The 24,490-nt window shown below is 67.4% G+C and carries 21 protein-coding genes; 16 read left to right on the top strand and 5 right to left on the bottom strand.

The genetic code is table 11. From position 1 onward, the window contains the following. The first annotated feature begins 149 nt into the window (after window positions 1-149). The 11 genes from AC57BR_RS14190 (at window position 150) to radA (ending at window position 14,016) form a co-directional block, all read left to right on the top strand. On the top strand, window positions 150-1,616 hold the full coding sequence (locus AC57BR_RS14190; RefSeq protein WP_496361604.1) for a fumarylacetoacetate hydrolase family protein: 1,467 nt from the start codon (window positions 150-152) through the stop codon (window positions 1,614-1,616). Beyond that, window positions 1,609-2,319 carry a GntR family transcriptional regulator gene (locus AC57BR_RS14185; RefSeq protein WP_496361602.1) on the top strand — a complete coding sequence of 237 codons (711 nt, stop codon included), beginning with the start codon at window positions 1,609-1,611 and terminating at the stop codon, window positions 2,317-2,319. Before AC57BR_RS14190 ends, AC57BR_RS14185 begins: the two co-directional genes overlap by 8 nt. A 61-nt stretch (window positions 2,320-2,380) precedes the next feature. Beyond that, complete coding sequence (gene hpaE, locus AC57BR_RS14180) at window positions 2,381-3,895, top strand: 5-carboxymethyl-2-hydroxymuconate semialdehyde dehydrogenase (protein ID WP_496361600.1); 1,515 nt, start codon at window positions 2,381-2,383, stop codon at window positions 3,893-3,895. A gap of 106 nt (window positions 3,896-4,001) precedes the next feature. Further along, window positions 4,002-5,096, top strand: coding sequence for a 3,4-dihydroxyphenylacetate 2,3-dioxygenase (gene hpaD, locus AC57BR_RS14175; RefSeq protein WP_496361598.1), 1,095 nt, complete (start codon window positions 4,002-4,004; stop codon window positions 5,094-5,096). A 3-nt stretch (window positions 5,097-5,099) separates the two neighbouring features. Then, complete coding sequence (gene hpaH / locus AC57BR_RS14170) at window positions 5,100-5,885, top strand: 2-oxo-hept-4-ene-1,7-dioate hydratase (RefSeq protein WP_496361596.1); 786 nt, start codon at window positions 5,100-5,102, stop codon at window positions 5,883-5,885. Beyond that, window positions 5,870-6,685 (top strand): HpcH/HpaI aldolase family protein, encoded by an 816-nt coding sequence (locus AC57BR_RS14165; RefSeq protein ID WP_496361594.1) that lies wholly within the window; start codon window positions 5,870-5,872, stop codon window positions 6,683-6,685. Before hpaH ends, AC57BR_RS14165 begins: the two co-directional genes overlap by 16 nt. A gap of 100 nt (window positions 6,686-6,785) precedes the next feature. Beyond that, window positions 6,786-8,306 carry an NAD-dependent succinate-semialdehyde dehydrogenase gene (locus AC57BR_RS14160; protein WP_496361592.1) on the top strand — a complete coding sequence of 507 codons (1,521 nt, stop codon included), beginning with the start codon at window positions 6,786-6,788 and terminating at the stop codon, window positions 8,304-8,306. Between the two features lie 51 nt (window positions 8,307-8,357). Further along, window positions 8,358-9,761, top strand: a complete 1,404-nt coding sequence (locus tag AC57BR_RS14155; RefSeq protein WP_496361590.1) for an MFS transporter — start codon at window positions 8,358-8,360, stop codon at window positions 9,759-9,761. A gap of 134 nt (window positions 9,762-9,895) precedes the next feature. Continuing rightward, a complete protein-coding gene (locus tag AC57BR_RS14150) occupies window positions 9,896-11,305 on the top strand; it encodes an aldehyde dehydrogenase family protein (protein ID WP_496361588.1) in 1,410 nt (469 codons plus the stop codon). Between the two features lie 168 nt (window positions 11,306-11,473). Next, the gene (locus tag AC57BR_RS14145; RefSeq protein ID WP_496361586.1) at window positions 11,474-12,598 is read left to right on the top strand and encodes an FUSC family protein; all 1,125 of its coding nucleotides are present in this window, start codon (window positions 11,474-11,476) and stop codon (window positions 12,596-12,598) included. Window positions 12,599-12,636: 38 nt separating this feature from the next. Beyond that, complete coding sequence (gene radA, locus AC57BR_RS14140; RefSeq protein WP_496361584.1) at window positions 12,637-14,016, top strand: DNA repair protein RadA; 1,380 nt, start codon at window positions 12,637-12,639, stop codon at window positions 14,014-14,016. Between the two features lie 18 nt (window positions 14,017-14,034). Here radA and AC57BR_RS14135 read toward each other — a convergent pair whose 3' ends face one another. Both AC57BR_RS14135 and AC57BR_RS14130 read right to left on the bottom strand, forming a co-directional pair. After that, complete coding sequence (locus AC57BR_RS14135) at window positions 14,035-14,826, bottom strand: YcnI family copper-binding membrane protein (RefSeq protein ID WP_496361581.1); 792 nt, start codon at window positions 14,824-14,826, stop codon at window positions 14,035-14,037. A 147-nt stretch (window positions 14,827-14,973) separates the two neighbouring features. Continuing rightward, on the bottom strand, window positions 14,974-15,594 hold the full coding sequence (locus tag AC57BR_RS14130; RefSeq protein WP_496361579.1) for a hypothetical protein: 621 nt from the start codon (window positions 15,592-15,594) through the stop codon (window positions 14,974-14,976). 212 nt (window positions 15,595-15,806) lie between these two features. Between AC57BR_RS14130 and AC57BR_RS14125 the strand changes: the two genes are divergently transcribed. Beyond that, window positions 15,807-16,460 carry a hypothetical protein gene (locus tag AC57BR_RS14125; RefSeq protein WP_496361577.1) on the top strand — a complete coding sequence of 218 codons (654 nt, stop codon included), beginning with the start codon at window positions 15,807-15,809 and terminating at the stop codon, window positions 16,458-16,460. 113 nt (window positions 16,461-16,573) lie between these two features. Beyond that, window positions 16,574-17,353 carry a YcnI family copper-binding membrane protein gene (locus AC57BR_RS14120; RefSeq protein ID WP_496361575.1) on the top strand — a complete coding sequence of 260 codons (780 nt, stop codon included), beginning with the start codon at window positions 16,574-16,576 and terminating at the stop codon, window positions 17,351-17,353. On the opposite strand, the gene AC57BR_RS14115 is transcribed toward AC57BR_RS14120, so the two are convergent. Both AC57BR_RS14115 and AC57BR_RS14110 read right to left on the bottom strand, forming a co-directional pair. After that, on the bottom strand, window positions 17,350-18,534 hold the full coding sequence (locus tag AC57BR_RS14115; RefSeq protein ID WP_496361856.1) for a beta-ketoacyl-[acyl-carrier-protein] synthase family protein: 1,185 nt from the start codon (window positions 18,532-18,534) through the stop codon (window positions 17,350-17,352). The two genes, AC57BR_RS14120 and AC57BR_RS14115, sit on opposite strands and share 4 nt — an antisense overlap. Before the next feature lie 128 nt (window positions 18,535-18,662). Then, on the bottom strand, window positions 18,663-20,276 hold the full coding sequence (locus tag AC57BR_RS14110; RefSeq protein WP_496361573.1) for a peptide chain release factor 3: 1,614 nt from the start codon (window positions 20,274-20,276) through the stop codon (window positions 18,663-18,665). A 329-nt stretch (window positions 20,277-20,605) separates the two neighbouring features. On the opposite strand from AC57BR_RS14110, the gene disA reads away from it, so the two are divergent. Beyond that, on the top strand, window positions 20,606-21,682 hold the full coding sequence (gene disA / locus AC57BR_RS14105) for a DNA integrity scanning diadenylate cyclase DisA (RefSeq protein ID WP_003799779.1): 1,077 nt from the start codon (window positions 20,606-20,608) through the stop codon (window positions 21,680-21,682). A 77-nt stretch (window positions 21,683-21,759) separates the two neighbouring features. Here disA and AC57BR_RS14100 read toward each other — a convergent pair whose 3' ends face one another. Further along, window positions 21,760-22,539 carry a hypothetical protein gene (locus AC57BR_RS14100; protein ID WP_496361570.1) on the bottom strand — a complete coding sequence of 260 codons (780 nt, stop codon included), beginning with the start codon at window positions 22,537-22,539 and terminating at the stop codon, window positions 21,760-21,762. A 162-nt stretch (window positions 22,540-22,701) separates the two neighbouring features. On the opposite strand from AC57BR_RS14100, the gene AC57BR_RS14095 reads away from it, so the two are divergent. Next, window positions 22,702-23,148, top strand: coding sequence for a hypothetical protein (locus tag AC57BR_RS14095; RefSeq protein ID WP_496361568.1), 447 nt, complete (start codon window positions 22,702-22,704; stop codon window positions 23,146-23,148). 164 nt (window positions 23,149-23,312) lie between these two features. After that, window positions 23,313-24,149, top strand: a complete 837-nt coding sequence (locus AC57BR_RS14090) for an HhH-GPD family protein (protein ID WP_496361854.1) — start codon at window positions 23,313-23,315, stop codon at window positions 24,147-24,149. Window positions 24,150-24,490: the final 341 nt, after the last annotated feature.

The raw sequence follows: 24,490 nt of genomic DNA, 5'->3' as shown, positions 1-24,490 counted from the left end.
AGAAATTGTGGTTATGCTTCAGTACTGTACGTCACATATGACCCGCGTTACAAGCAGCTTCACTTTCCCGGAAGAACAGGGGTTGACGAAGCCGCCGGACCGGTGCAGTATGTTTCGTATACGATTTCGTACCTGATGAGGAGAACGCTTTGGAGCAGGTCAACGACGACACCCTGGCAGCAGCACGCAAGGTGATCGCGGTGCACATCAACTACCCCAGCCGTGCCGCGCAGCGCGGCCGGACGCCGGCGCAGCCCTCCTACTTCCTGAAGCCGTCGTCGTCGCTGTCCCTGACCGGCACCGCCGTCGAACGCCCGGCCGGCTGCGAACTCCTCGGCTTTGAGGGCGAGATCGCCATCATCATCGGCAAGGCGGCGCGCCGCGTCGAGGTCGAAGACGCCTGGGGCCACGTCGCTGCGGTCACGGCCAGCAATGACCTCGGCGTGTACGACCTCCGCTACGCGGACAAGGGCTCCAACCTCCGGTCCAAGGGCGGCGACGGCTTCACCCCGGTGGGCCCGGCACTGATCCCGGCAGACGCCGTCGACCCCGCCAACCTGCGAATCCGCACCTGGCACAACGGGGAACTGGTGCAGGATGACACCACCGAAGACCTGCTCTTCCCGTTCGCCCGGCTCGTGGCGGACCTGTCCCAGCTGCTCACCCTCGAGGAGGGGGACATCATCCTGACCGGCACGCCCGCCGGCGCCTCCGTCGCCGTGCCCGGCGACGTCGTCGAAGTTGAAGTCGATTCTCCCTCCACAGGGCTGAGCAGCGGCCGTTTGGCCACCACCGTGACGCAGGGTACGACGGCGTTCGCGGACTTCGGTGCCCGGCCCAAGTCCGATGACACCCAGCGGGAGGAAGCGTACGGTTCGCGGGAAGCGGCAGGACTCGCCGCCGTCGGGCCGGTGTTGTCACCGGAGCTGAGGAAAAAGCTCGAGAGCGTCGCCACGGCAACGTTGTCCAGCCAGTTGCGCAAGCGCGGGCTGAACAATGTGAGCATCGACGGCCTGCAGGCCACCCGCCCGGACCGCCGCGTCGTCGGCCTGGCCCGGACCTTGCGCTACGTGCCCAACCGGGAGGACCTGTTCAAGACGCACGGCGGCGGTTTCAATGCGCAGAAGCGGGCCGTCGAATCCGTCAACGAAGGCGACATCCTGGTCATGGAAGCCCGGGGCGAAAAGGGCACCGGGACCGTGGGGGACATCCTCGCGCTGCGCGCCCAGGTGCGCGGCGCCGCAGCCATCATCACCGACGGCGGGGTACGGGACTACTCCGCCGTAGCGGATCTGGACATCCCCACCTACTTCGCCAGCCGACATCCGGCGGTGCTTGGCCGGCGCCACGTCCCTTGGGACACGGACATCACCATTGCCTGCGGCGGCACCACCGTCCAGCCGGGGGACATCATCGTGGCGGATGCCGATGGCATCCTGGTGATCCCGCCGGCCCTCGCTGAGGAACTGGTGGATGAGTGCATCGCCCAGGAGCGCGAGGAAGCGTTCATCTTCCAGATGGTCGAACAGGGCAACAGCGTGGACGGACTCTTTCCGATGAACGCGCAGTGGCGTGCCAAGTATGAGGAATGGGAAGCAGGCAAACCCAATGACTGAAACAGTCACCGCCAGCGCTGCCGAGAGCCTTACTGACGGCACCGCCGGCAGCAAGTCCGAGCAGGCCTACCAGGCCATCAAGGCGCGGATCGTGGAAGGCACCTACACCCCCGGCTACCGGCTGGTCCTGGCCGCCATCGCCAAGGACCTCGGCTTCAGCGTGGTCCCCGTCCGCGAAGCCATCCGCCGCCTGGAAGCCGAAGGCCTGGTGAAGTTCGAACGCAACGTCGGGGCCACCGTGGCCGGCATCGACCCCACCGAATACCTCTACACAATGCAGACCCTGAGCATCGTGGAAGGCGCGGCCACGGCGCTGTCCGCCCCGCTGGTCGGCGAGGCGGATATTGCCCGGGCCCGCGCCGTGAACGCCGAGATGCGCGAATGCCTGCAGCACTTCGACCCTGTCCGTTTCACCCGCCTCAACCAGGACTTCCACAGCGTCCTGTTCGAGCACTGCCCCAACCCGCACATCCTGGATCTTGTCCACCGCGGCTGGAACCGGCTGGCATCACTGCGCTCCTCAACGTTCCGCTTTGTTCCCGGCCGGGCCCACGACTCCGTGGACGAACACGAGGCCCTGCTGAAGCTCATTGAAACCGGCGCCGACGCCGACACCATCGAAAAAGCAGCACGGCTCCACCGCAGCGCCACCCTTGACGCATACCTCTCCCAAACCAACGCGGGGTCACCTAGCGCCCAATAACGGCCCCGAATTGGGCCGTAACTGACCCCGCGTTGCTCTAGACAGTAAAGGAAACCCAACGATGACGACTCCTGTAGAAACAGCAGCAAAGCACTACGTTCCCGAGGACCTGCCCACCCATATCCAGCACTTCATCAACGGCGAATTCGTTGATTCCGTGGGCGGAAAGACCTTCGACGTCCTGGACCCGGTATCGAACACCAACTACGCCACCGCCGCCGCAGGCCAGAAGGAAGACATCGACCTGGCCGTCGCCGCCGCCCGCGAGGCGTTCACCAACGGCCCGTGGCCCAAGATGAAGCCCCGTGAGCGCGCCCGGGTCCTGAACCGGATCGCGGACGCCGTCGAAGCGCAGGAAGCCCGGCTCGCCGAGCTGGAGACCTTCGACACCGGCCTGCCCATCACCCAGGCCAAGGGCCAGGCCCTGCGTGCGGCCGAGAACTTCCGCTTCTTCGCGGACCTGATCGTGGCCCAGTTCGACGACGCCATGAAGGTTCCCGGCTCCCAGATCAACTACGTGAACCGCAAGCCAATCGGCGTCGCCGGGCTCATCACCCCGTGGAACACCCCGTTCATGCTGGAGTCCTGGAAGCTGGCCCCGGCCCTGGCCACCGGCAACACCGTGGTCCTGAAGCCGGCCGAATTCACCCCGCTCTCGGCCTCGCTGTGGGCCACCATCTTCAAGGAAGCAGGCCTGCCGGACGGCGTGTTCAACCTGGTCAACGGGTTGGGCGAGGAAGCCGGCGACGCCCTGGTCAAGCACCCTGACGTCCCGCTGATCTCCTTCACCGGTGAGACCACCACAGGCCAGACCATCTTCCGCAACGCCGCCGCCAACCTCAAGGGCCTCTCCATGGAGCTCGGCGGCAAGTCCCCCTGCGTCGTGTTCGCCGACGCCGACCTTGACGCCGCGATCGACTCGGCCCTGTTCGGCGTCTTCTCCCTCAACGGCGAGCGCTGCACCGCCGGCTCCCGCATCCTGGTGGAACGCGCCATCTACGACGAGTTCTGCGAGAAGTACGCCGCCCGCGCCAAGAACATCGTCGTCGGCGACCCGCACGACCCCAAGACTCAGGTGGGTGCCCTGGTGCACCCGGAACACTACGAGAAGGTGGCCTCCTACGTGGAGATCGGTAAGTCCGAAGGCCGGCTGCTGGCCGGCGGCGGACGGCCCGAAGGCCTGCCGGAGGGCAACTACATCGCCCCCACCGTCTTCGCCGATGTTTCCCCCGACGCCAGGATCTTCCAGGAGGAGATCTTCGGTCCCGTCGTCGCCATTACCCCGTTTGATAACGACGACGAGGCCCTCGCCCTGGCCAACAACACCAAGTACGGCCTGGCGGCCTACATCTGGACGCAGAACCTGACCCGGGCCCACAACTTTTCCCAGAACGTCGAGGCCGGCATGGTGTGGCTGAACAGCCACAACGTCCGCGACCTCCGCACCCCGTTCGGCGGTGTCAAGGCCTCCGGTCTGGGCCACGAGGGCGGCTACCGCTCCATCGATTTCTACACCGACCAGCAGGCCGTGCACATCACGCTCGGCTCCGTGCACACCCCCAAATTCGGCGCCTAAGCCGCGCCAACCCAACTAGCTCGCATTTGTTGTCGTTTTGAAGCTCCAAAACGACATCTACTGCGAGTCAGTTGGGGAAGACCCCTTTCAAAGAAGAGAGAACATCATGACCAACTTCGTTCCCACCCCCACCGTCCCGGCACCGGATATCGTCCGCTGCGCCTACATGGAAATCGTGGTCACGGACCTCGCCAAGTCGCGAGAGTTCTACGTCGACGTTCTGGGCCTGCACGTCACCGAAGAGGATGAAAACACCATCTACCTCCGCTCGCTGGAGGAGTTCATCCACCACAACCTGGTGCTCCGGCAGGGACCCATCGCCGCCGTCGCAGCCTTCGCCTACCGGGTGAAATCCCCCGCCGAGGTGGACGCCGCCGAGGCGTACTACCGCGAGTTGGGCTGCCGCACCGAACGCCGCAAGGAAGGCTTCACCAAGGGCATCGGCGACTCCGTCCGCGTCGAGGATCCGCTGGGCTTCCCGTACGAGTTCTTCTACGAGACCGAGCACGTGGAGCGTCTCACCCAGCGCTACGACCTCTACTCCGCCGGCGAGTTGGTGCGCCTGGACCACTTCAACCAGGTCACTCCGGATGTTCCCCGCGGCCGGGCGTACCTGGAGGACCTCGGCTTCCGCGTCTCCGAAGACATCAAGGATGCCGACGGCGTCACGTACGCCGCGTGGATGCACCGCAAGCAGACCGTCCACGACACCGCCCTCACCGGCGGCAACGGCCCGCGCATGCACCACGTCGCCTTCGCGACCCACGAGAAGCACAACATCATCCAGATCTGCGACAAGATGGGCGCCCTGCGCATCAGCGACCGGATCGAACGCGGCCCCGGCCGGCACGGCGTGTCCAACGCCTTCTACCTCTACATCCTGGACCCGGACGGCCACCGCATCGAGATCTACACCCAGGACTACTACACCGGAGACCCGGACAACCCCACCGTCACCTGGGACGTCCACGACAACCAGCGCCGCGACTGGTGGGGCAACCCCGTGGTCCCGTCCTGGTACACCGAGGCCTCCCTGGTCCTGGACCTGGACGGCAACCCCCAGCCGGTCATCGAACGCGAGGAAAAGTCCGAAATGGCCGTGACCGTGGGCGCCGACGGCTTCTCCTACACCCGCAAGGACGAAACCTCCTCGGCCGCAGGCACGGACGCAGTGGGCTTCAAGCTGGGAGCCCAGGTCTAGGCGATGCTGGATCCGAAGACGATTGAGGCCATTGCGGATGAGTTGGTGGAAGCCGGCCGGACCCGCACCCCTGTGCCCCGCCTGACTGCCCGCTACCCGGACATGACGGTGGAGGACTCCTACGCGGTGCAGCAGCTGTGGCGGCGCCGCAACGAGGACGCCGGCCGGACCCTGGTGGGGCGCAAGATCGGCCTCACATCCAAGGCCATGCAGGCCGCCACCGGCATCACCGAACCCGATTATGGGGCCATCTTCGATGACATGGTCCTGGAAACCGGCTGCGCGGTGGAATGGGACCGCTACACGCACCCACGGGTGGAGGTAGAGCTCGCGTTCGTCCTGAAGAATGGGCTCAAAGGACCGGGCTGCACCATCTTCGACGTCCTGAACGCCACCGACTACGTGGTTCCGGCCCTGGAAATCCTCGATTCGAGGATCGAGATGGAGGGCCGGACCATCGTGGACACCATCTCCGACAACGCGGCCATGGGTGCCATGGTGGTGGGCGGCCGGCCGGTAAAACCCGACGCCGTCGACCTCCGCTGGGTCTCGGCCATCCTCTACAAGAACCAGACCGTGGAGGAAACCGGCGTCGCCGCGGGCGTCCTGGACCACCCGGCCAACGGCGTGCACTGGCTGGCCAACAAGATCGCCGCCCACGGCGACTCGATGAAGGCCGGGGACATCATCCTGGCCGGCTCCTTCACCCGCCCGCTCTGGGTGTACAAGGGCGACACCATCCACGCCGACTACGGACCCCTGGGGACTGTCACATGCCGCTTCGAATAGAAGACACGTTCCGGTCCGCGCTGGCCAATCAAAACGGTAAAGCAGGCAGGCCGCTGGCCGGGATGTGGGTGTGCTCCGGCAGCCCGCTCATCGCCGAACTCTGCGCCGGGTCTGGCCTGGACTGGCTCCTGGTGGACGCCGAGCACAGCCCCAACGGGCTCGAATCCATCCTCGCCCAGCTCCAGGCCATCCACGGCTACCCGGTCCACACCCTGGTCCGGCCACCCGTGAATGACACCGTGCTGATCAAGCAGTACCTTGACCTGGGCGTGCAGAACCTGCTCGTCCCGATGGTCAACTCCGTGGCCGAGGCGGAGGCCGCGGTGGCCGCCACCCGCTACCCGCCCCACGGGGTGCGCGGCGTAGGCTCCGCGCTGGCCCGGGCCGCCCGGTGGAACCGGGTTCCGGACTACCTGGCCCGGGCATCGGAGACGGTCAGCGTCACCGTCCAGATCGAATCCACCGCCGCCGTTGAAGCGGTGGAGGACATCCTGAAGGTCGACGGCGTGGACGCCATCTTCGTCGGCCCCTCCGACCTCGCCGCCTCGATGGGGCTGCTGGGCCAGCAGGAACACCCCGAGGTTCGCACCGCCGTCGAACACTGCCTCGCCGCAGCCAAGGGGGCCGGCAAACCCGCCGGCGTGAACGCCTTCAACCCCGACACCGCCCGGCACTACCTTGCGGCCGGCGCCGACTTCATCCTGGTGGGCGCCGACGTCGCCCTCCTGGCACGGGGCTCCGAAGCCCTCGCCGCCGAGTACATCAAGGCCACAGACGGCGAAACCCCGGCCTCCTACTAACCCCAACTGACTCGCAGTTGTTGTCGTTTTGACGCCTGAAAACGACAACAACTGCGAGTCACTTGGGCCCCAGACACTTCACTCCCGAGGAGACCCCCGCATGACCACTTCGCCCGTACTCTCCCCTGCCCTCTCACCGGCCTCCGTCACGCCCGAACGCGAGGCCGCGCTTCTCGCGTCCGTGCCCACCGGTCTCCTCATCAATGGTGAGTGGCGGGACGCGTCCGACGGCGGCACGTTCGACGTCCACGACCCCGCCACCGGGGAGGTACTCGCCACCCTCGCCTCCGCCACCAGCGAGGACGCCCTCGCCGCGCTCGACGCGGCCGACGCCGCCCAGGCGTCCTGGGCACGCACCGCACCCAGGGTGCGGGCGGAGATCCTGCGCCGGGCCTTTGACCTGGTCACCGAACGCGCCGAGGACTTCGCGCTGCTGATGACCCTGGAAATGGGCAAACCACTGGCCGAGGCCCGCGGCGAAGTCACCTACGGCGCGGAGTTCCTGCGCTGGTTCTCCGAGGAAACCGTCCGGGACTACGGCCGCTACCTCACCACCCCCGAGGGCAAGAACAAGATCCTGGTCCAGCACAAACCCGTCGGCCCGTGCCTGCTCATCACCCCGTGGAACTTCCCGCTCGCGATGGCCACCCGCAAGGTCGCACCCGCCGTCGCCGCGGGCTGCACCATGGTCCTCAAGCCCGCCAAGCTCACGCCGTTGACGGCGCAGTACTTCGCGCAGACCATGCTCGACGCTGGCCTGCCCGCCGGCGTCCTGAACGTTGTGTCCTCCTCGTCAGCCTCAGGCATTTCCGGGCCGCTGCTCGCCGACCCGCGGTTGCGGAAGGTCTCGTTCACCGGCTCCACCCCGGTGGGCAAACGCCTCATGGCCGACGCCGCCCAGAACGTGCTGCGCACATCCATGGAGCTCGGCGGCAATGCCCCGTTCATCGTGTTCGAGGACGCCGACCTCGATGCCGCCGTCGAAGGGGCCATGGCCGCCAAGATGCGCAACATGGGCGAGGCCTGCACCGCCGCCAACCGCTTCCTCGTCCACGAAACCGTCGCGGAGGAGTTCACACAGAAGTTGGCCGCCGCCATGGGCGCCCTGGCCACCGGCCGCGGCACCGAACCGGATACCCAGGTCGGCCCCCTGATCGACGCCGGAGCCCGCGACGACGTGCACGCCCTCGTGGCCGCCGCCGTCAATGCCGGAGCCACCGCCCTCACCGGCGGCTCACCCGTGGACGGACCCGGCTACTTCTACCCGCCCACCGTGCTCGCCAATGTCCCGAACGATGCCGACATCCTCTCCCAGGAAATATTCGGACCCGTCGCCCCGGTCACCACCTTCACAACGGAGGAGGACGCCATCCGGCTGGCCAACGCCACCGAATACGGCCTCGCCTCCTACCTCTACAGCCGCGACTTCAACCGGCTCCTGCGCGTGGCCGAACAAATCGAATTCGGCATGGTCGGCTTCAACGCCGGCGTCATCTCCAACGCCGCCGCCCCCTTCGGCGGCGTCAAGCAATCCGGGCTAGGCCGCGAAGGCGGCACCGAAGGCATCGCCGAATACACCACCACCCAATACATCGGCATCGCCGACCCCTACGCCAACTGACGCAGCGACATTTCCACACAACGACGTGTCCCCCACAGCAAGGAAAAAACATTGAGCACTGTCCAGCACGGGCAGCGCAGCTCGGCAAGGGATAACCGCCGGGTAGCGTTCGCCACCATCATCGGAACCACCGTCGAGTGGTACGACTTCTTTATCTACGCCAACGCGGCGGGCCTGGTCTTCGCGAAACTGTTCTTCGAACCCGCCGGCGACGACATCGGCATCCTGATTTCCTTCGCCTCGGTGGGACTCAGCTTCCTCTTCCGCCCGCTGGGAGCCTTCCTGGCCGGTCACTTCGGGGACCGGCTGGGCCGCCGCGCCATGCTCGTCATCACGCTGATCATGATGGGGGCGGCCACCACCCTCATCGGCGTGCTCCCGACCTTCGAGACGGCCGGTGTTGTGGCCCCCATCCTGCTGCTGCTCCTGCGCATCCTGCAGGGCATTTCTGCGGGCGGCGAATGGGGCGGTGCCGTCCTGATGGCCGTCGAACATGCGCCCCGCGGCAAGCGCGGGATGTTCGGCGCTTTCCCCCAACTGGGCGTTCCCCTGGGCATGCTGCTGGCCTCCGGCGTCCTGGCCCTGATGTCCGGCGTGGTCTCCCCCGGTGCAGCCTTTGTGCAGTGGGGCTGGCGCATTCCGTTCCTGCTCAGCTTCGTCCTGATCGTCGTCGGCTTCGTGGTCCGGCGCAGCGTAGAGGAAAGCCCGGTTTTCGAGGAGATCGCCCAAAACAGGCAGCAGACCCGCACCCCGGTTGTCGAACTGTTGAAGAAGCACTGGCTGCTGGTCATCATCGCCGCCCTGGTCTTCGCCGGCAACAACGCCGCAGGGTACATGACCACCGGCGGCTACATCCTCAGCTATGCCACCAACCCCGCAGGACTGGCCATGGACCGCACGGAAGTGCTCCTCGCGGTGACCGGCTCCGCTGCCCTGTGGTTCATCTTCACCCTGGTCTCCGGCTACCTCGCAGACAGCATCGGCCGCAAGAAGACCTACCTCATCGGCTACGGCTGCCTCATCATCACGGTGTTCCCGCTGTTCTGGCTGGTGAACACCGGAAACATCTGGGCGCTGTTCCTTGGCCTTGCACTGTTCACCGTTGGACTCGGCCTGACCTACGGCCCGCAGGCAGCCCTCTACAGCGAGCTTTTCCCCGCCTCCATCAGGTTCTCCGGCGTCGCGATCTCCTACGCGCTCGGCGCCATCATCGGCGGCGCGTTCGCTCCCATGATCGCCACCGCTTTGGTCCAGGCCACCGGAACAACAGCCTCCGTGTCCGTCTACCTGCTCATCGTGGCCCTCGTTTCAACTGCCGCTGTCCTGGTGATCCGGGAACGCAAGGGGATCGACCTGGGCATCAACAACCAGGCCGAGCAGGAGGTCGGTGCCACGATCTTCGACCGGCGCCGGGCGGATTCGGCTGCCGCTGCCAAGGCGGCCGCCAACGTCTAGCCACAGTCAGTTCACCCCAAGTCAAGGGTTCTGCACCCAAAGACAAGCCAGCGGCCCCGCGGGCGGACAACACTTAGGTATGCCCGCCACGCCGCCCGGCTGAGCGCACTTTCCTACTCGAAGTGGAGTACCTCTTGGAAACCTACGATGCCCTCCTCGCGTCCATTACCCCCGGCTCCGGCGAGACCCGGACCATTTTTGATCCCGCCACCGGCGGTGTGGTCGGCGAGGCGCCGGTCCACACCGTTGAGGACCTCGAGACCGCGGTGGCGGCGGCCGTAGCCGCCCAGCCCGGCTGGGCCGTGCTGGGCCACGACGCCCGGTCAGCAGCGCTGCTCAAGGCCGCCGACGCCGTCGAACGCTCCGCCGAGGAACTCGCCCAGCTGCTCTCCCGCGAGCAGGGCAAACCCCTCAACGGCCCCAACGCCCGCTTCGAGGTCGGCGCCTGCGCCGCCTGGCTCCGCGCCACCGCCACCACCGAACTCACCCCCGAAGTCGTGGTCGACGACGGCGAAACCTACGCCGAGCTCCACTACAAGCCCATCGGCGTCGTCGGCGCCATCGGCCCCTGGAACTGGCCCATGATGATCACCATCTGGCAGATCGCCCCCGCCCTGCGCATGGGCAACACCGCCGTCGTCAAACCCTCCAAAATGACCCCGCTCTCCGTCCTGGCCCTGATCAAGGTCCTCAACGAAGAACTCCCTGACGGCGTCCTGACCGCCGTCGCCGGCGACCGCGAAGTCGGCGCCCGCCTCGCCGAACACCCCGCCATCGGCAAAATCATGTTCACCGGCTCCACCGCTGCCGGCCGCGCCATCATCAAATCCTCCGCCGACACCGTCAAACGCCTCACCCTGGAACTGGGCGGCAACGACGCCGGCATCGTCCTGCCCGACGCCGACCCCAAAACCATTGCCCAAGACCTCTTCTGGGGCGCCTTCCTCAACACCGGCCAAACCTGCGCCGCCCTCAAACGCCTCTACGTCCACGACGACATCTACGACGCCGTCTGCGAAGAACTCACCAACGTCGCCAAAACCATGCCCATGGGCGTCGGCCTCGACGAAAACAACGTCCTCGGCCCGCTGCAAAACAAGGCCCAATACGACATCGTCGCCCAGTTGGTCGAGGCCGCCCGCGACTCCGGCGCCCGGATCCTGCTCGGCGGCAACCCCGACCCCGGCCAGCCCGGCTACTTCTACCCCACCACCCTCGTCGCCGACATCGACAACAACAACCCCCTCGTCACCGAGGAACAGTTCGGCCCCGCCCTGCCCATCATCCGCTACAGCACCATCGACCAGGCCATCGAGTACGCCAACGGACTCGACGTCGGACTCGGTGCCTCCGTTTGGTCATCCGACCTGCCCGCAGCCCGCGAAGTCGCCGCCCGCATCCAGGCCGGCACCGTCTGGATCAACAAACACGGCGCCGTGGACCCCCGCATCCCCTTCGGCGGCGCCAAACAATCCGGCTACGGCCTCGAATTCGGCGTAGAAGGACTCAAACACCTCGGCGTCCCCCAAATCATCAACGGCTGACCAACCAACCGAAACACCGAAGCCCAAGGGCCGCCGTCGCAACAACCCGACGGCGGCCCTTGCCGCTCTTCGGCGCTCCCGAGGTTTGCTTTCCGGGTGCGTAACCGCCGTGCGTCACCGGGGCGTTGGGTTCCCGGTCCGCGACGGCTCCGGCAATAGACTGAAGCCATGCCCCAGACCGGACTCTCCGCCAGCAAGCGTTTCCTTCGGGGCCGGATCAGGACAGGAATGGTCAGGAGCCGGAACTCGCTCGTTCCGGCAATCCAGATGACCTTCGGCGCGGTGGGAGCCTATGCCTTCGCCGAGTTCGTCCTCGGCCACACGGGGCCCCTCTTCGCGGCCACGTCCGCCCTGATTGCGCTGGGTTTCTCCCGCGATCTGCGCATGCGGCGCGTGATGGAGGTGGGCTTGGGCTGCACCCTCGGCATCGCCGTCGGCGACATGCTGCTGCACTGGCTCGGGGCGGGGATCTGGCAGGCCGCCGTCGTGCTTTTAACGTCCATCCTGCTGGCCCGCTTTCTGGACAGCGGCAATATCTTCACCACGCAGCTGGCGCTGCAGTCATTGCTGGTGGTGCTGCTGCCGGCGCCCTCCGGCGGCCCGTTCACGCGTAGCATCGACGCTGTGGTGGGCGGAGTGGTCGCGCTGCTGATCACCGTCCTGGCTCCCAAGGACCCGCGTCGGGAACCGCGCAAGGACGTCCAGAAGCTGCTTCATGAACTGGCCGAAGTACTGCGGGAATGCGCCGCGGCACTGATGGAGAGCGATTCCACCCGGGCGTGGCACGCCCTGGTCCGGGGCCGGAGCAGCCAGCCGCTGGTGGACGCCATGCGGCACTCGCTGCGGGCCTCCGGCGAGGTGGCCACGCTGGCGCCCGCCTACCGGCGGCACCGGGACGAACTGGACCGGCTGGAGCAATCGCTGGAGTTCATTGACCTTGCCCTCCGCAACAGCCGCGTCTTTGCCCGCCGCCTCACCAGTTCCATCAACCACGCCGCGCTGTCCGACGAGGCCACCGAGAATATCGCAGAGGTCCTGCAGGAGACTGCAGCGGCGGTGGACGAGCTCTCGCTCGGCCTCGCCGAAGTGCAGGAGGGGGCCCGCCATGCCCACCTGCGCAGCGCCCGGCAGGACCTGGGTGATATCGCCGGTAGGCTGCACCCTCGGATGCTGAAGGTGCAGAAGCTCGAGGGCGAGACCGTGGTGATGCTGTTCCGGCCGCTCATGGTGGACCTGTTGGAAGCCGCCGGCATTGATTCCCACGAGGCCCGCGACCTCCTGCCCCCGCTGTAGGCGCAAATACTGTCGGACCCGCCGGATACTGTGGAGCAATGGCTACAAAGACTTCCCGGGTTTCCAAGTCACCGGGCTATAAGTGCGCGGAATGCGGCTGGACCACGGTCAAGTGGGTGGGCAGGTGCGGTGAGTGCCAGGCATGGGGCACCGTTGAGGAAACCGGCGCCGCGGTAGCGCGTACGACGGCGGCCACCACCGTTTTGGAGCCCGCCCGCCCCATTGCCGAGGTTGACGCCACCACCGCCGCTTACCTGCCCACCGGCGTGGATGAACTGGACCGCGTGCTCGGCGGCGGCGTGGTGCCCGGTGCGGTCATCCTGCTCGCGGGCGAGCCGGGTGTGGGCAAGTCGACGCTGCTGCTGGACGTTGCCGCCAAGTTCGCCCGGACCGGGCAGAGCGTCCTGTATGTTACCGGCGAGGAGTCGGCGGCCCAGGTGAAGCTGCGGGCGGAGCGGATCAGCGCCATCGCGGACACCCTCTACCTGTCCGCGGAGACCGACCTCGGCCAGGCGCTCGGTCAGGTGGAGAAGGTGGAGCCGAAGCTGCTGGTGGTGGACTCCGTGCAGACGCTCAGCAGCGCGGACGTGGAGGGCAGTTCCGGCGGCGTCTCCCAGGTCCGTGAGGTGGCTGCCTCGATCATTTCTGCGGCCAAGCGCCGGAACATGACCACGCTGCTGGTGGGGCACGTGACCAAGGACGGCTCCATCGCAGGGCCCCGCCTGCTGGAGCACCTGGTGGACGTCGTATGCCAGTTCGAGGGCGAGCGGCATTCCCGTCTCCGCCTGCTGCGGGCGGTCAAGAACCGTTACGGGCCCACCGACGACGTGGGCTGCTTCGACCTCACCGAGGACGGCATCCTTGGCCTCGCCGATCCCAGCGGGCTGTTCGTCACCCGCACAAAGGAGCCGGTATCCGGCACCTGCATCACCGTCACCATGGAGGGCCGCAGGCCGCTGCTGGCCGAGGTGCAGTCCCTGCTCGCCGAGACCCAAAACTCACAGCCCCGCCGGGCAACCAGCGGCCTGGACAGTTCCCGGGTGGCAATGCTCCTGGCAGTGTTGCAGCAGCGTGCCGGGTGCCAACTGCAGAAGGACGATTCCTACGTGGCCACGGTGGGCGGCGTGAAGCTCAGCGAGCCGGCCACCGACCTCGCGGTGGCGCTGGCAGTGGCGTCCGCGAAGCACAAGAAACCCCTGCCGCAGCGCCTGATCGCCTTCGGCGAAGTTGGCCTGGCCGGCGAGGTCCGCCCCGTCCCGGGAATCAACCAGCGCATCCACGAGGCCCACCGGCTGGGCTTCACGCACGCAGTCGTTCCCTCCAGCCCCACCGGTCCCGGTCCCGTCCCGGCAGGCTTTTCGGTGAAGGAAGTGGGCCACCTGACCGAGGTCCTGGAACTGCTCATCACCAAGCCCTGAGCAGTTCCAGGACTTGGGCTACTTCTTGGCCGCCCGCGTGCGGGCCAGGGCCGTGGCGCCCGCGGCAAGGCCAAGGAGACCTGCCACCAGCCCGATCCAGCCGGCGGCCCCGCTGCCGTTGGAAGCGGCGGCCTGCGTTGCCGAACCAGCCGGTGCGGTATCCGGTGCCGCTGTTGCGGACCCTTCAGCGGTCTCTGCCGCGGTGACGACGAACGACGGTGCCGGGTGGTGTTCCTCCGCTTCGGCGGCCGGTGCGGATGAAGCTGCGGCCGAGGAGCCCGCTGAGGAGGTTGCGGACGCGTGCCCGTGCTCGGCCTCGGCGGCGTCCGCCCAGTTGACGGTGGTTCCGTCGGTGTAGCCCTGCGCTGCGGGCAGCATCAGGGTGGTGCCCGCAGCCGGGAGACGGCCGACGGACAGCGTGAACGTCTGGAATTCGTTCTGCCCGATCTGGTGGGCGGCGTCCGCGGTCCAGATCACGCTGGTCGGCGCCTTGGTGACCGTTGCGCCTGCAACCTCCACGGGCTTGGGCAGGGTGGTGGTCACCACCTGCGCCTTCCAGCCATCCATCGGCTTGACGGAAACCGAGGTCAGCGGGGTGTCAGTGGGGAGCTTGACCTCTAGCCGGTTGGTCTTGGCCGTCTCGGATTCGTTCGGAACGCTGAACGTCAGCTTGCTGAAGCCGCCCTCGGCAGTGGCGGAGGGGTCAACAGAGACGTGGGCGGACGCGGCGGCGGCACCGGCGGCGAGGAGTCCGGCCGTGAGGGAGGCGGCTGCTGCGGTCTTGAGGGTACGGCGAATGGAGGTGTTCATGAGGGGTAATGCCTTTCACAGAAAAATCAGTAAGGGACCCATGCACCCTCAGGGCGGCACGGGCAGGTAGCTGCGCGCCGCCGTCGGCCCCTGCCTGAAAAGCGGAGCCGTCCGTCGTGGAACAGCCCGTTCTGCAAAGGAACCTGTCTAGGCGGCCAAAGGCACCGGCGGCCCGCGCCGGGTTGGCAGGCGAACACCGGCGCGCGTCCGCGGGAGGACGGCCGGAACCGGAAAAGGCGCGGGGACGCGGGCGGGGAGAACAGCTGCCGGCTCGTGCCGGCGGAAAAGCGGCTGCAGCCACGAGGCAAGTGTTGCCAGCGCCCGTTCCCCGCGGGCCAGCAGGACGGCGGTGCACAGGGTGGCAACGGCGTGCGCAACGAACATGACGCCGTCGGATGGCCCGGTATGGGCGCTTCCGGCCGCTGCGGAACTCAGGAAGGCCGGATCCAGGGCTCCCCCCGCGTGGCCGGCATGGCCCGGCATCAGGGCAGCGGACTCCTGCACGGCAGCATCCGCGCCGCCCAGCGCATCGAAGGCCCAGTGCAGCCAGAACTGTCCGGCACCCAGGAGCGCCACCAAGGCAGGGAAGGAGAGACGGAACCGTGTCAGCGCGGCGACGGGAACCAGTGTCACGGCGAGCAGTGCCGCCAGGATGGCCGTTGAGGGAAGCTGGCCGCCGCCGGCAAGGTGCCCGCCGGCAGAAAACCCGATAACGAGTGAGCCGATCAGCCCGGTGCGGAAAAGCCGGAACGAGGCACGGGGCATCATCAGCGGTCCTTTCCACATGATCGACGGGCAGAGCGGGGCGTCACAGCAATTCTACGGGCAGCCCCTGGCGCTGCCCCGTGTTCCATCCTTCGGACCACCATTCCGGGCCGCCCAGAGCTGTAACAAACCGGGGCAGTGCCCAAGGTTTTCCCACGCTGCCGTGTTTACGGTCGGGGTGTAACAGCAGCTGCCGGCGTGGGAGGGAGGCACCGATGGATCCTCGAGCTCCCCTGCGTCTTTTTCGCGCAGCCCTGGTCACCGCAGTGGCTGTCTCTCTGGCCGTCGCCGGCCACGTGCTGGGTGGCGGCCAGCTCCCGGACACCGTAACACTTGCCGTGACTGCCGCGTTCCTGTTGGCCCCTGCCGCCTGGCTCGCGCGGCGGCAGCTGTCGTTCGCTGTCCTGTTCGGCGTGCTCGGCGCCGGCCAGCTTATCCTGCACACAGTTTTTGCAGCCTCCTCCCCCGGCGCTTCCTGCCTGCCCGGTCTGCCGCTTGCCCACTTACCCGGAGGCCTGACGCCGCTGGCCGGCAATTTGGCCCACGACGGGCATGCGGGCCTGAATTGCGCGGCGGCAATGGAAACCATCCCCATGGATGAGGGCGCCATTTCACCCGCCATGCTTGCGGGCCACCTCCTCGCCATGCTGGCCACCGCCTGGCTGATGCGGCGGGGCGAGGCGGCACTCTGGCAGCTCCTGGCGTGGCTCCGGCCGCTGGTGCGGCTCCCCCGGCCCACCGGGTTGGTCCCCGCCAGACACCGTCCTGCGGCCAGGCCCGTGGTATTCGTTGGGGCTCACCGCCGGAACCTGCGGCACGACACTCTTCGCGGTCCGCCCCTGGCGGCCCTCCCGCGCACCATTCACTAACGTTCCTGGGCATGGCTGGCCAGCCTGCGGAGGGTGCCGGGACGCTGCCTGACCATCAATCACCCCCCGCTGCCCCTCGGTGCGAGCGCGGCAGCACCGCGAAAGGCCCTGTCATGACCACCTCAAACACCCCTGCACTGAAGTCCCCGACACTGAAAACTTCCACACTCAAAACCGTCACCGTTGTCTCAGCGGCGGCCGGCCTCATGGTCCTGGGTGTGGGTTCGGCATCCGCCCACGTCCACGTGGATCCGGCTTCAACCTCGGCCGGCGGCTTCTCGCAGCTGACCTTCAAGGTTCCCAACGAGTCCGAAACCGCCAAGACCACCAAGGTCTCCGTTACACTGCCGACGGCGACGCCGTTCACCTCCGTTTCCGTCAAGCCCATGGACGGCTGGACGGCGAAGATCACGGAGGCAGCCCTGCCCGCTCCCGTCACGGTGGAAGGGGCCAAGATCACCAAGGCCGCCGCCACGGTCACCTGGACTGCCGATGCGGCCCACCAGCTCGGGCAGCACGAGTACCAGACATTCTCCATTTCGGTGGGGCGGCTTCCGGAGGCGGGTACCACCGTGGCCCTGCCTGCTGCGCAGACCTACTCCGACGGAACGGTGGTGAACTGGAACCAGCCCGAAACCGCCGGCCAGGCCGAGCCCAAGCACCCGGTTCCCTCCTTCGTCACCACCGCGGCGGCCGACGAGCACTCCCATGCGGCACCGGCTGCTTCGGCGGACACCGCTGCAGACACGGCAACTGCGGACACAGCAGCGGCGTCGTCCACCACCCCGGTCGCTGCTGCGCCAGACAACACCTTCGGCATCGTCGGCCTGGGCGCAGGTCTGCTCGGCCTGACCGCCGGTACGGCGGCGCTGGTGCGGACCAGGAAGCGTTAAGCGCGGGTGACCACGAGCGCCGCGCTGTGCCCGCCGAAACCGAATGCATTGACGAGTCCCGCCGTCGCGGTGCTGCCGGTGACCGTACCGGTGATGACGTTGAGCTCCACCTCGGGGTCAAGGGCAGCCACGTTGTAGGTGCCGGGCAGGTCGCCGGTCCGGAGTGCCTGCAGCGTGGCGATGGCGGCCAGCGCACCCGCTCCGCCGAGCAGGTGTCCGGTGAGGGACTTCGTGGAGGTCACCGGGACCTGGTCACCGGCAATGGCCTTGATGGCCTGCGCCTCCAGCCGGTCTCCCACGGGCGTCGACGTGGCGTGCGCGTGCACGAACCCGATGTCAGTTCCATGGAGGCCGGCGGAGGCGAGGGCCTTCTCCATGACCCGCACCTGCATGTCCGGATCGGCTGCCACGATGTCGTTCGCGTCCGAGGTCACGGCGGCCCCGGCAATCCCGCCCAGCACTTCCGCGCCCCGGGCACGCGCGTGGTCCTCGCTTTCGAGCACCACGATCCCCGCCCCCTCGGACAGGACGAACCCGTCGCGGTCCCGGTCGAACGGCCGCGAGGCCCGCTCCGGATCGTCGTTTCGGGTGGAGAGCGCCCGGATCTGGGAAAAACCGCTGATGATCAGGTCGTTGACGCAGGCATCAACGCCGCCGGCAATTACGACGTCGGCCGCCCCGGACCTGATCATTTCGGCACCCTGGGCAATCGCTTCGGCCCCGGACGCACAGGCGCTGACGGGAGTGCGTGCCCCGCCCTTGGCACCGAGGTCGATGGAAACCCATGCGGAGGGCCCGTTCACCATGAGCCGGGTCAGCGTGTGCGGGGAAACCTTGCGCGGGCCGCCGTTGTCCAGCTCCCTGACCTGCGCGAGCACGGTGTCCATGCCGCCGTAGGCCGAGCCGATCACGACGGCGAACCGCTCCGGTTCGACGCTCGGCTTCCCGGCCTGCTCCCAGGCTTCGCGGGAGGCAACGAGTGCCAGCTGCCCGCAGCGGTCCATCCGCTTCAGCTCGCGGGTGCCCAGGAAGGCACCAAGGTCGGCGGTGACGCGGCCGGCGATGCGCACCGGCAGGGCCTCAGCCCACCCGTCGTCCAGCGCCGCGATGCCCGAGCGCCCGGCCATCATCGCCTCCCAGGTCTCGGCCACGGTGGCCCCCAGCGGATTCATGGAACCCATTCCGGTCACGACGACTCTGGCTGATCCTGTAACAGGTGCTGCTGCAGACGGCTGGTTTGTGGACACGGCTATACCTTGCTTCGTTGGTTGGGAGACCGTTCGGGAGCCGGAGCCCCTCGTTGGCGCAGCTACTTTGCGGGGTTGTGCGTACCGATAGGAATCAGCGTGAGGTCCGGATGGTTCTTCTCGATGCGGCGCAGGGCCCAGACATCGTTGAAGAGGGCCAGGTATTCGCCGTCGGACCGCAGCAGCACCTCGGCGCCGGGCACGTTGGCCAGCGCCGGCATGGCGTCCGCCGTCGAGATCCTGGCCATGGAATACGGGAGGCGTTCCAGGCGCATCGGCGCGCTGAAGTCGTGCGCCATGCGGTCCTCCACCACTTCGAACTGCATGGGTCCGACGGCGGCAAGCACCGGCGCCTGGTCACCGCGGACGTCGGAGCGCAGCACCTGGATGACGCCCTCGTGCTCGAGCTGCTCGATGCCGCGGCGGAACTGCTTGAAGCGGCTGGGGTCCTTGGAGCGGGCAACCTGGAAGTGCTCGGGAGCGAACAGCGGAATGGCCGGGAACTCCACGGCTTCCTCAAGGAACAGGCTGTCGCCCACCCGCAGCGAGGAGGCGTTGACCAGGCCTACGACGTCGCCCGGGTAGGCCTCGTCGATGACCTCGCGTTCGCGGCCGAAAACCTGCTGCGCGTACTTCGTGGCGAACGACTTTCCGGTCCGGGTCTGGGTGACCACCATGCCGCGCTCGAACACGCCGGAGCAGACGCGGATAAAGGCCACGTGGTCGCGGTGGGCCTTGTTCATGCCCGCCTGGACCTTGAAGACGAAGCCGGAGAACGGCGACTCGACAGCACGCGGGGTGCCCTCGATGTCCGGCCGGGGCGCGGCCGGCGGGGCGAAGTCCACCAGGGCGTCCAGAAGTTCCTTGACGCCGAAGTTCAGCGCCGCGGAGCTGAACAGGATGGGGGTGGCCTTGCCCGCGTGGAAGCTCTCGACGTCGAAGGCGAGGTTGGACTCGATCACCAGCCCCGCCTCGTCGACGGCGTCGGTCCAGTTGCCGCCCTGGCTTTCGGCTGCCTCTTCGGGGGTGAAGTATTCAGTGAGGGCGATGCTGGCGCCGGCGTTGTTCCGCTGGAAGCGCGCGAACCTGTCGTTACGCAGATCCCAGACGCCGCGGAAATCACCGGAGATGCCCACGGCCCAGGTCAGGGGCATGGGCTGCAGCCCGGTGCGTTCGGTGATCTCGTCCATGAGGGCCAGGGCGTCCAGGCCGGGGCGGTCCCACTTGTTGATGACCGTGATGATGGGGAGGTTCCGCTGCTTGCAGACCTCGAAAAGCTTCATGGTCTGCGTCTCCAGGCCCTTGGCAGCGTCCACGAGCATCACGGCGCAGTCGACGGCGGCGAGCACCCGGTAGGTGTCCTCGGAGAAGTCCGCGTGGCCGGGGGTGTCCAGCAGGTTGATCACGGTGTCCCGGTAGGAAAACTGCAGGGCGGCCGAGCTGATGGAAATGCCGCGGTCCTTCTCCATCTGCATCCAGTCCGAGACCGTCTCCTTGCGGTTGGCCTTGCCGCTGGAAGCACCCGCGGTGCCGATCACCTTGGCGTGCAGGGCCAGCGCCTCGGTGAGCGTGGACTTGCCGGCGTCCGGGTGGGAGATAACGGCGAACGTCCGGCGCCGGGAAGCCTGCTTGTGGATCTCGTGCACTCGGGCGGGGCTCTGCACTTCTTGGGACACGGTGCTACTTTCACTGCGATCCGCGGGGGATCTAGGTTGGAAATGTGGCGGCCGGAACCTGCCAGCCAAGGCTTCAAGTTTATCGCAGGGGCGGAATCCGCACCGAAAGCGGACCAAAAGTGCCCCTCAGCCAACCGCCGTCGGACGCACTGCGGAGGCCCGTTCCGCATGCCTCCGACGGGGCACTTTGAGGCTTGCCCGTGCGGTTGCTGGGGTAATGTACCTCTAGGATGGTGCATGCGGGAAACCGAGTACTTTTGATCCTGCCGGCGGACTAGTGAAAACCGGCAAACCTGCAGGCCCCGCCTGCACCTTTGAAGGGAATATCTATGGCTCGCAGCCCTGAAGAATCGCTCAAAGCGACTTTGGGGAGGGTGGCCCCGGGGACCGCGCTGCGGGACGGCCTGGAACGCATTCTCCGTGGACGCACCGGTGCGCTGATCGTGCTGGGCTCGGACCGGACCATCGACTCCATCTGCTCGGGTGGCTTCGACATCGGCATCGACTTCTCACCAACGAGGCTCCGCGAACTGGCCAAGATGGACGGCGCCATCATCTGCGACAGGGACGCCGGCAACATCCTCCGGGCGGCCGTCCAGCTCGTGCCGGACCCCAGCATCGAAACCCAGGAATCCGGCACCCGCCACCGGACCGCCGAACGCGTCGCCATCCAGACCGGCGTCCCGGTAATTTCGGTGAGCCAGTCCATGCAGATCATCGCCCTGTACGTCAACGGGCTTCGGCATGTGCTCGAAGGCTCCGAAAAGGTCCTGGCGCGCGCCAACCAGGCCTTGGCCACGCTTGAACGCTACCGCTCCCGCCTGGACCAGGTGACCAGCTCGCTGTCCGCCCTGGAGATCGAGGCCATGGTCACCGTGCGCGACGTCGCCGTGACCCTGCAGCGCCAGGAAATGGTGCGCCGGATTTCCGAGGAGATCTCGCAGTACGTCCTGGAACTGGGCGAGGATGGCAGGCTCCTGTCCCTCCAACTGGACGAGCTCACCGTGGGCCGCGGCCCCGGCAGCGACATCATCATCCGCGACTACGCCGGGCCGAACGCCTCTCCCGAGGACATCGACGGCGCGGTCAGCGCGCTCCTCAACCTCGGTCCCACAGAACTCATCGACCTCAGCAAAATCGCGGGGATCATCGGCTTCGCCGGCGGCGTCGACACCCTTGACGCCGTGGTGCAGCCGCGCGGCTACCGGCTTCTTTCCGGGCTGAAGGCCGTGCCGAAAGCCGTCGCCGACAGGCTGGTGGACCACTTCGGCGGGCTGCAGTACCTCATGGCGGCCACCATTGACGACCTGATGACCGTGGACGGCATCGGCGACCAGCGCGCCCGCACGGTGCGGGAGGGCCTCAGCCGGATGGCCGAAGCCAGCCTGCTGGACCGCTTCCTCTAACCCCGATCGGTTGCTCCGGAAGTGCCCTTTTGGACGCCCACAAGGGCCGTTACGGAGCAACCGATGGGGCTGGGACGTCAGCTGAGCTGGAAGACCGTCGGCGGGCTGACCTTGGCGCCAAGCTTCGCGATGAACACGTAGTACCCGCCGCTGGCAACCGCGCCATCAGGGACACTCTCGCAGCCCTGCACGGAACGGTTGCGCGGCCACGGGAAGTTCGCGGTTTCGCTCTTTCCGGGCGCGATGGTCTTGACCAGGTCAGTGCTGGCAGCCTGGCAGTCGGCGGATGAGAAAACACGGTCCGAGCCGCTGGTGACCAGGAAGTCCATCTGCGACGTTCCGATGTTCACCTTGCAGGGCAGCTTTCCGCCGTTGGTGACCGTGAGGCTCAGCACTGGCTTTTCGTCCGCGGCGTAGGACGTCTTGTTCGTGGTTGCCTTGACAGTCACCAGCTTCTGGTCGCAGGTGGGCGAAGCGGACGGGGTTGCTGACGGGCTGGCCGACGCCGCGGAACCGGGTTGGGCGGTGCCGTCGCCTTGCGTCGAAGAACCTTGCGCCGCAGAATCCTGCGTTGTGGAGTCCTGGGCGGACGAAGCCTGCTGGGCGCCTCCCAGGAGGCTGGTAACTGTTGCGACACCGCCGGCGATCAGGCCCAGGACCAGCAGCAGCGCCACTCCGGCAAAGAGCCGACGGCGGCGGTACACGGCGGGGCTCGGCTTGCGCACTGCGCGGGGCGCCGCGCTGTTCCGTGCCGCAGTGTTCCGTGCCGTGTTGTTCCGTGCCGCTGATTTCTGTGCCGCCGATTTCGGCGACCGGTTCCGGCCCGCGCCGGAGTTCGGAGTGTCTTGCCTGCCCATCCTTCTAGGCTAAGGAACGGCCGGCTTTCTGCGGCCCCACCACGCCGCCCCTGCCGCACCATGTCCAATTCGTAACTCAAATTCGGGTGACAACTGTCAGCACACTTACTAAAATTGAATCCCGGTTACCACTTACCGGGCCGAGTTGGGAGAGGACCTGTGATGGTAGATCACTTGTTTGGCGGTCACCTCGAACGCGTCCTGCTGCCGCTGACGTTTGGCAAACATCAGAGCCAGGGGATCGAGTTCACGGTGCTTGCGGTTGAGATCTGGGACACCGGGATAGTGGTGAACCTGCACCTCGCATCGGTCAGCGAAGACCAGCCGCAAACCCCCGCAATCGTTGTCCATGACCACTTTGGCACAGAGTACAGGTTGGATGAGGTGGCCACCGTCGGCTCCCGCCAGCTGCAGTTCTTTGCGCCCTCAATACCGGAAGGAACGCGCAGCCTGACCATCCGCTCCGGGGACCCGAACAGTGCCAGCTTCGTGGTGGCCCTTGCTGTTCCGGCGGCCAACGGGCGCGGCGGTGAAACCCTGCACGGCCATGTGAGGCGGCTGCCCGCGCGGCGGCAGGGGCTGCCTCCCGAGGAGCAGGAGGCCAGCTGACCGTACGTGCCGGGAACCGCCGTCGGGTTTTCAACTAGAGTGTTGGCATCAAAACCACTAGCGATTACCCCGAGTTAAACGACGTCCACTCCACCTTGGAGGACTGGTTCGAGGCCGAGGCCCGTGACCTGCCGTGGCGCGCGGCCGGCTGCCCGCCCTGGGGCGTGCTGGTCAGCGAGATCATGCTGCAGCAGACCCCCGTGGTGCGTGTGCTGCCGGTCTGGGCAGAATGGCTGCGCCGGTGGCCGGAGCCCGCCGCGCTGGCACGGGAACCCGCTGGCGAGGCCGTCCGTGCCTGGGGCCGGCTGGGCTATCCGCGGCGCGCGCTCAGGCTGCACGGCGCGGCAGTCGCCATCGAGCGTGACCACGGCGGCACTGTTCCGTCGGGGTACGCCGAGCTGCTCAGCCTGCCGGGCGTGGGCAGCTATACGGCTGCCGCCGTCGCCGCCTTCGCCTATGGCCGGCGTGAGACGGTGGTGGATACCAACATCCGGCGCGTCCACGCTCGGCTCTTTTCGGGAGCGGCCCTGCCCGCCCCCGCCCTGACGGCCGCGGAGATGCGTCTTGCCGCGGAGCTGCTGCCCTCCGATGCCGGCAGTTCAGTCCGTTGGAACGCCTCGGTCATGGAGCTGGGGGCCCTGGTGTGCACGGCGCGGGCGCCCAAATGCCCGGCGTGCCCGGTGCGCGACCGGTGTGCCTGGCTCGCCGCCGGCGAGCCGCCGCCGTCGTACACGCCCAAGGGCCAGGCGTGGCACGGCACCGACCGTCAGGTCCGCGGCGGCGTGATGGCCGTTCTCCGGCTGGCGGACGCGCCCGTGCCGGCTGAGATGTTCCAACGGGCTCCGGCCGACCTCGGGTTCGAAGCCGTCGGCATCGGCGTGCCGCTGGCTGCCCTGCACCGGCTGAACTGCGCGCCGGAGCAGCTGGAACGGGCGCTGGCGGGCCTTCTGGAGGACGGCCTGGCTGAGCTGCACCAGGGCGGCTACGGGCTGCCCGCCTGACAGCCACGGACACGGGTGTGGCCCCGGCTCCGCGCCGTGGATTTTGGTCTCAATTAGGCACCCAGCGACGGGACCCGGATAACGATGAGGGCGCCAGTTTGCGCCCGCCGGCTCCGCCGCCGAGGGGCGGTCTTACCCTGAAGTATGGGCAAGACAGGGGTATTTTTGGCCACAATCACGACGACGGCACTCATCTCGGGCTGCCATGCTTTCGAGTCGGTGTGCCCGGCAGTCGGCCAGGTGTCCGGAGTCGCCGTTACTGTGGCGGCCGGCTACTCGCCCGAAGTGAAAACGCTGCAACTGAAGGCGTGCCAGGACGGCAAGTGCAAAGAGGACACCAT

The organism is Arthrobacter sp. BGA-UO-ETr-C19 (genome assembly GCF_059568005.1).
The sequence above is the reverse complement of the archived record's forward strand: the minus strand, read 5'-3'. Positions and strand labels throughout refer to the sequence as shown.

Excerpts from the sequence above, each read along its gene's own strand:
- AC57BR_RS14185 (WP_496361602.1), top strand. The coding sequence starts at position 1,609 with ATGACTGAAACAGTCACCGCCAGCGCTGCCGAGAGCCTTACTGACGGC.
- hpaE (WP_496361600.1), top strand. The coding sequence starts at position 2,381 with ATGACGACTCCTGTAGAAACAGCAGCAAAGCACTACGTTCCCGAGGAC.
- hpaD (WP_496361598.1), top strand. The coding sequence starts at position 4,002 with ATGACCAACTTCGTTCCCACCCCCACCGTCCCGGCACCGGATATCGTC.
- hpaH (WP_496361596.1), top strand. The coding sequence starts at position 5,100 with ATGCTGGATCCGAAGACGATTGAGGCCATTGCGGATGAGTTGGTGGAA.
- AC57BR_RS14165 (WP_496361594.1), top strand. The coding sequence starts at position 5,870 with ATGCCGCTTCGAATAGAAGACACGTTCCGGTCCGCGCTGGCCAATCAA.
- AC57BR_RS14160 (WP_496361592.1), top strand. The coding sequence starts at position 6,786 with ATGACCACTTCGCCCGTACTCTCCCCTGCCCTCTCACCGGCCTCCGTC.
- AC57BR_RS14145 (WP_496361586.1), top strand. The coding sequence starts at position 11,474 with ATGCCCCAGACCGGACTCTCCGCCAGCAAGCGTTTCCTTCGGGGCCGG.
- radA (WP_496361584.1), top strand. The coding sequence starts at position 12,637 with ATGGCTACAAAGACTTCCCGGGTTTCCAAGTCACCGGGCTATAAGTGC.
- AC57BR_RS14135 (WP_496361581.1), bottom strand. The coding sequence starts at position 14,826 with ATGAACACCTCCATTCGCCGTACCCTCAAGACCGCAGCAGCCGCCTCC.
- AC57BR_RS14130 (WP_496361579.1), bottom strand. The coding sequence starts at position 15,594 with ATGATGCCCCGTGCCTCGTTCCGGCTTTTCCGCACCGGGCTGATCGGC.
- AC57BR_RS14125 (WP_496361577.1), top strand. The coding sequence starts at position 15,807 with ATGGATCCTCGAGCTCCCCTGCGTCTTTTTCGCGCAGCCCTGGTCACC.
- AC57BR_RS14120 (WP_496361575.1), top strand. The coding sequence starts at position 16,574 with ATGACCACCTCAAACACCCCTGCACTGAAGTCCCCGACACTGAAAACT.
- AC57BR_RS14115 (WP_496361856.1), bottom strand. The coding sequence starts at position 18,534 with ATGGGTTCCATGAATCCGCTGGGGGCCACCGTGGCCGAGACCTGGGAG.
- disA (WP_003799779.1), top strand. The coding sequence starts at position 20,606 with ATGGCTCGCAGCCCTGAAGAATCGCTCAAAGCGACTTTGGGGAGGGTG.
- AC57BR_RS14100 (WP_496361570.1), bottom strand. The coding sequence starts at position 22,539 with ATGGGCAGGCAAGACACTCCGAACTCCGGCGCGGGCCGGAACCGGTCG.
- AC57BR_RS14095 (WP_496361568.1), top strand. The coding sequence starts at position 22,702 with ATGGTAGATCACTTGTTTGGCGGTCACCTCGAACGCGTCCTGCTGCCG.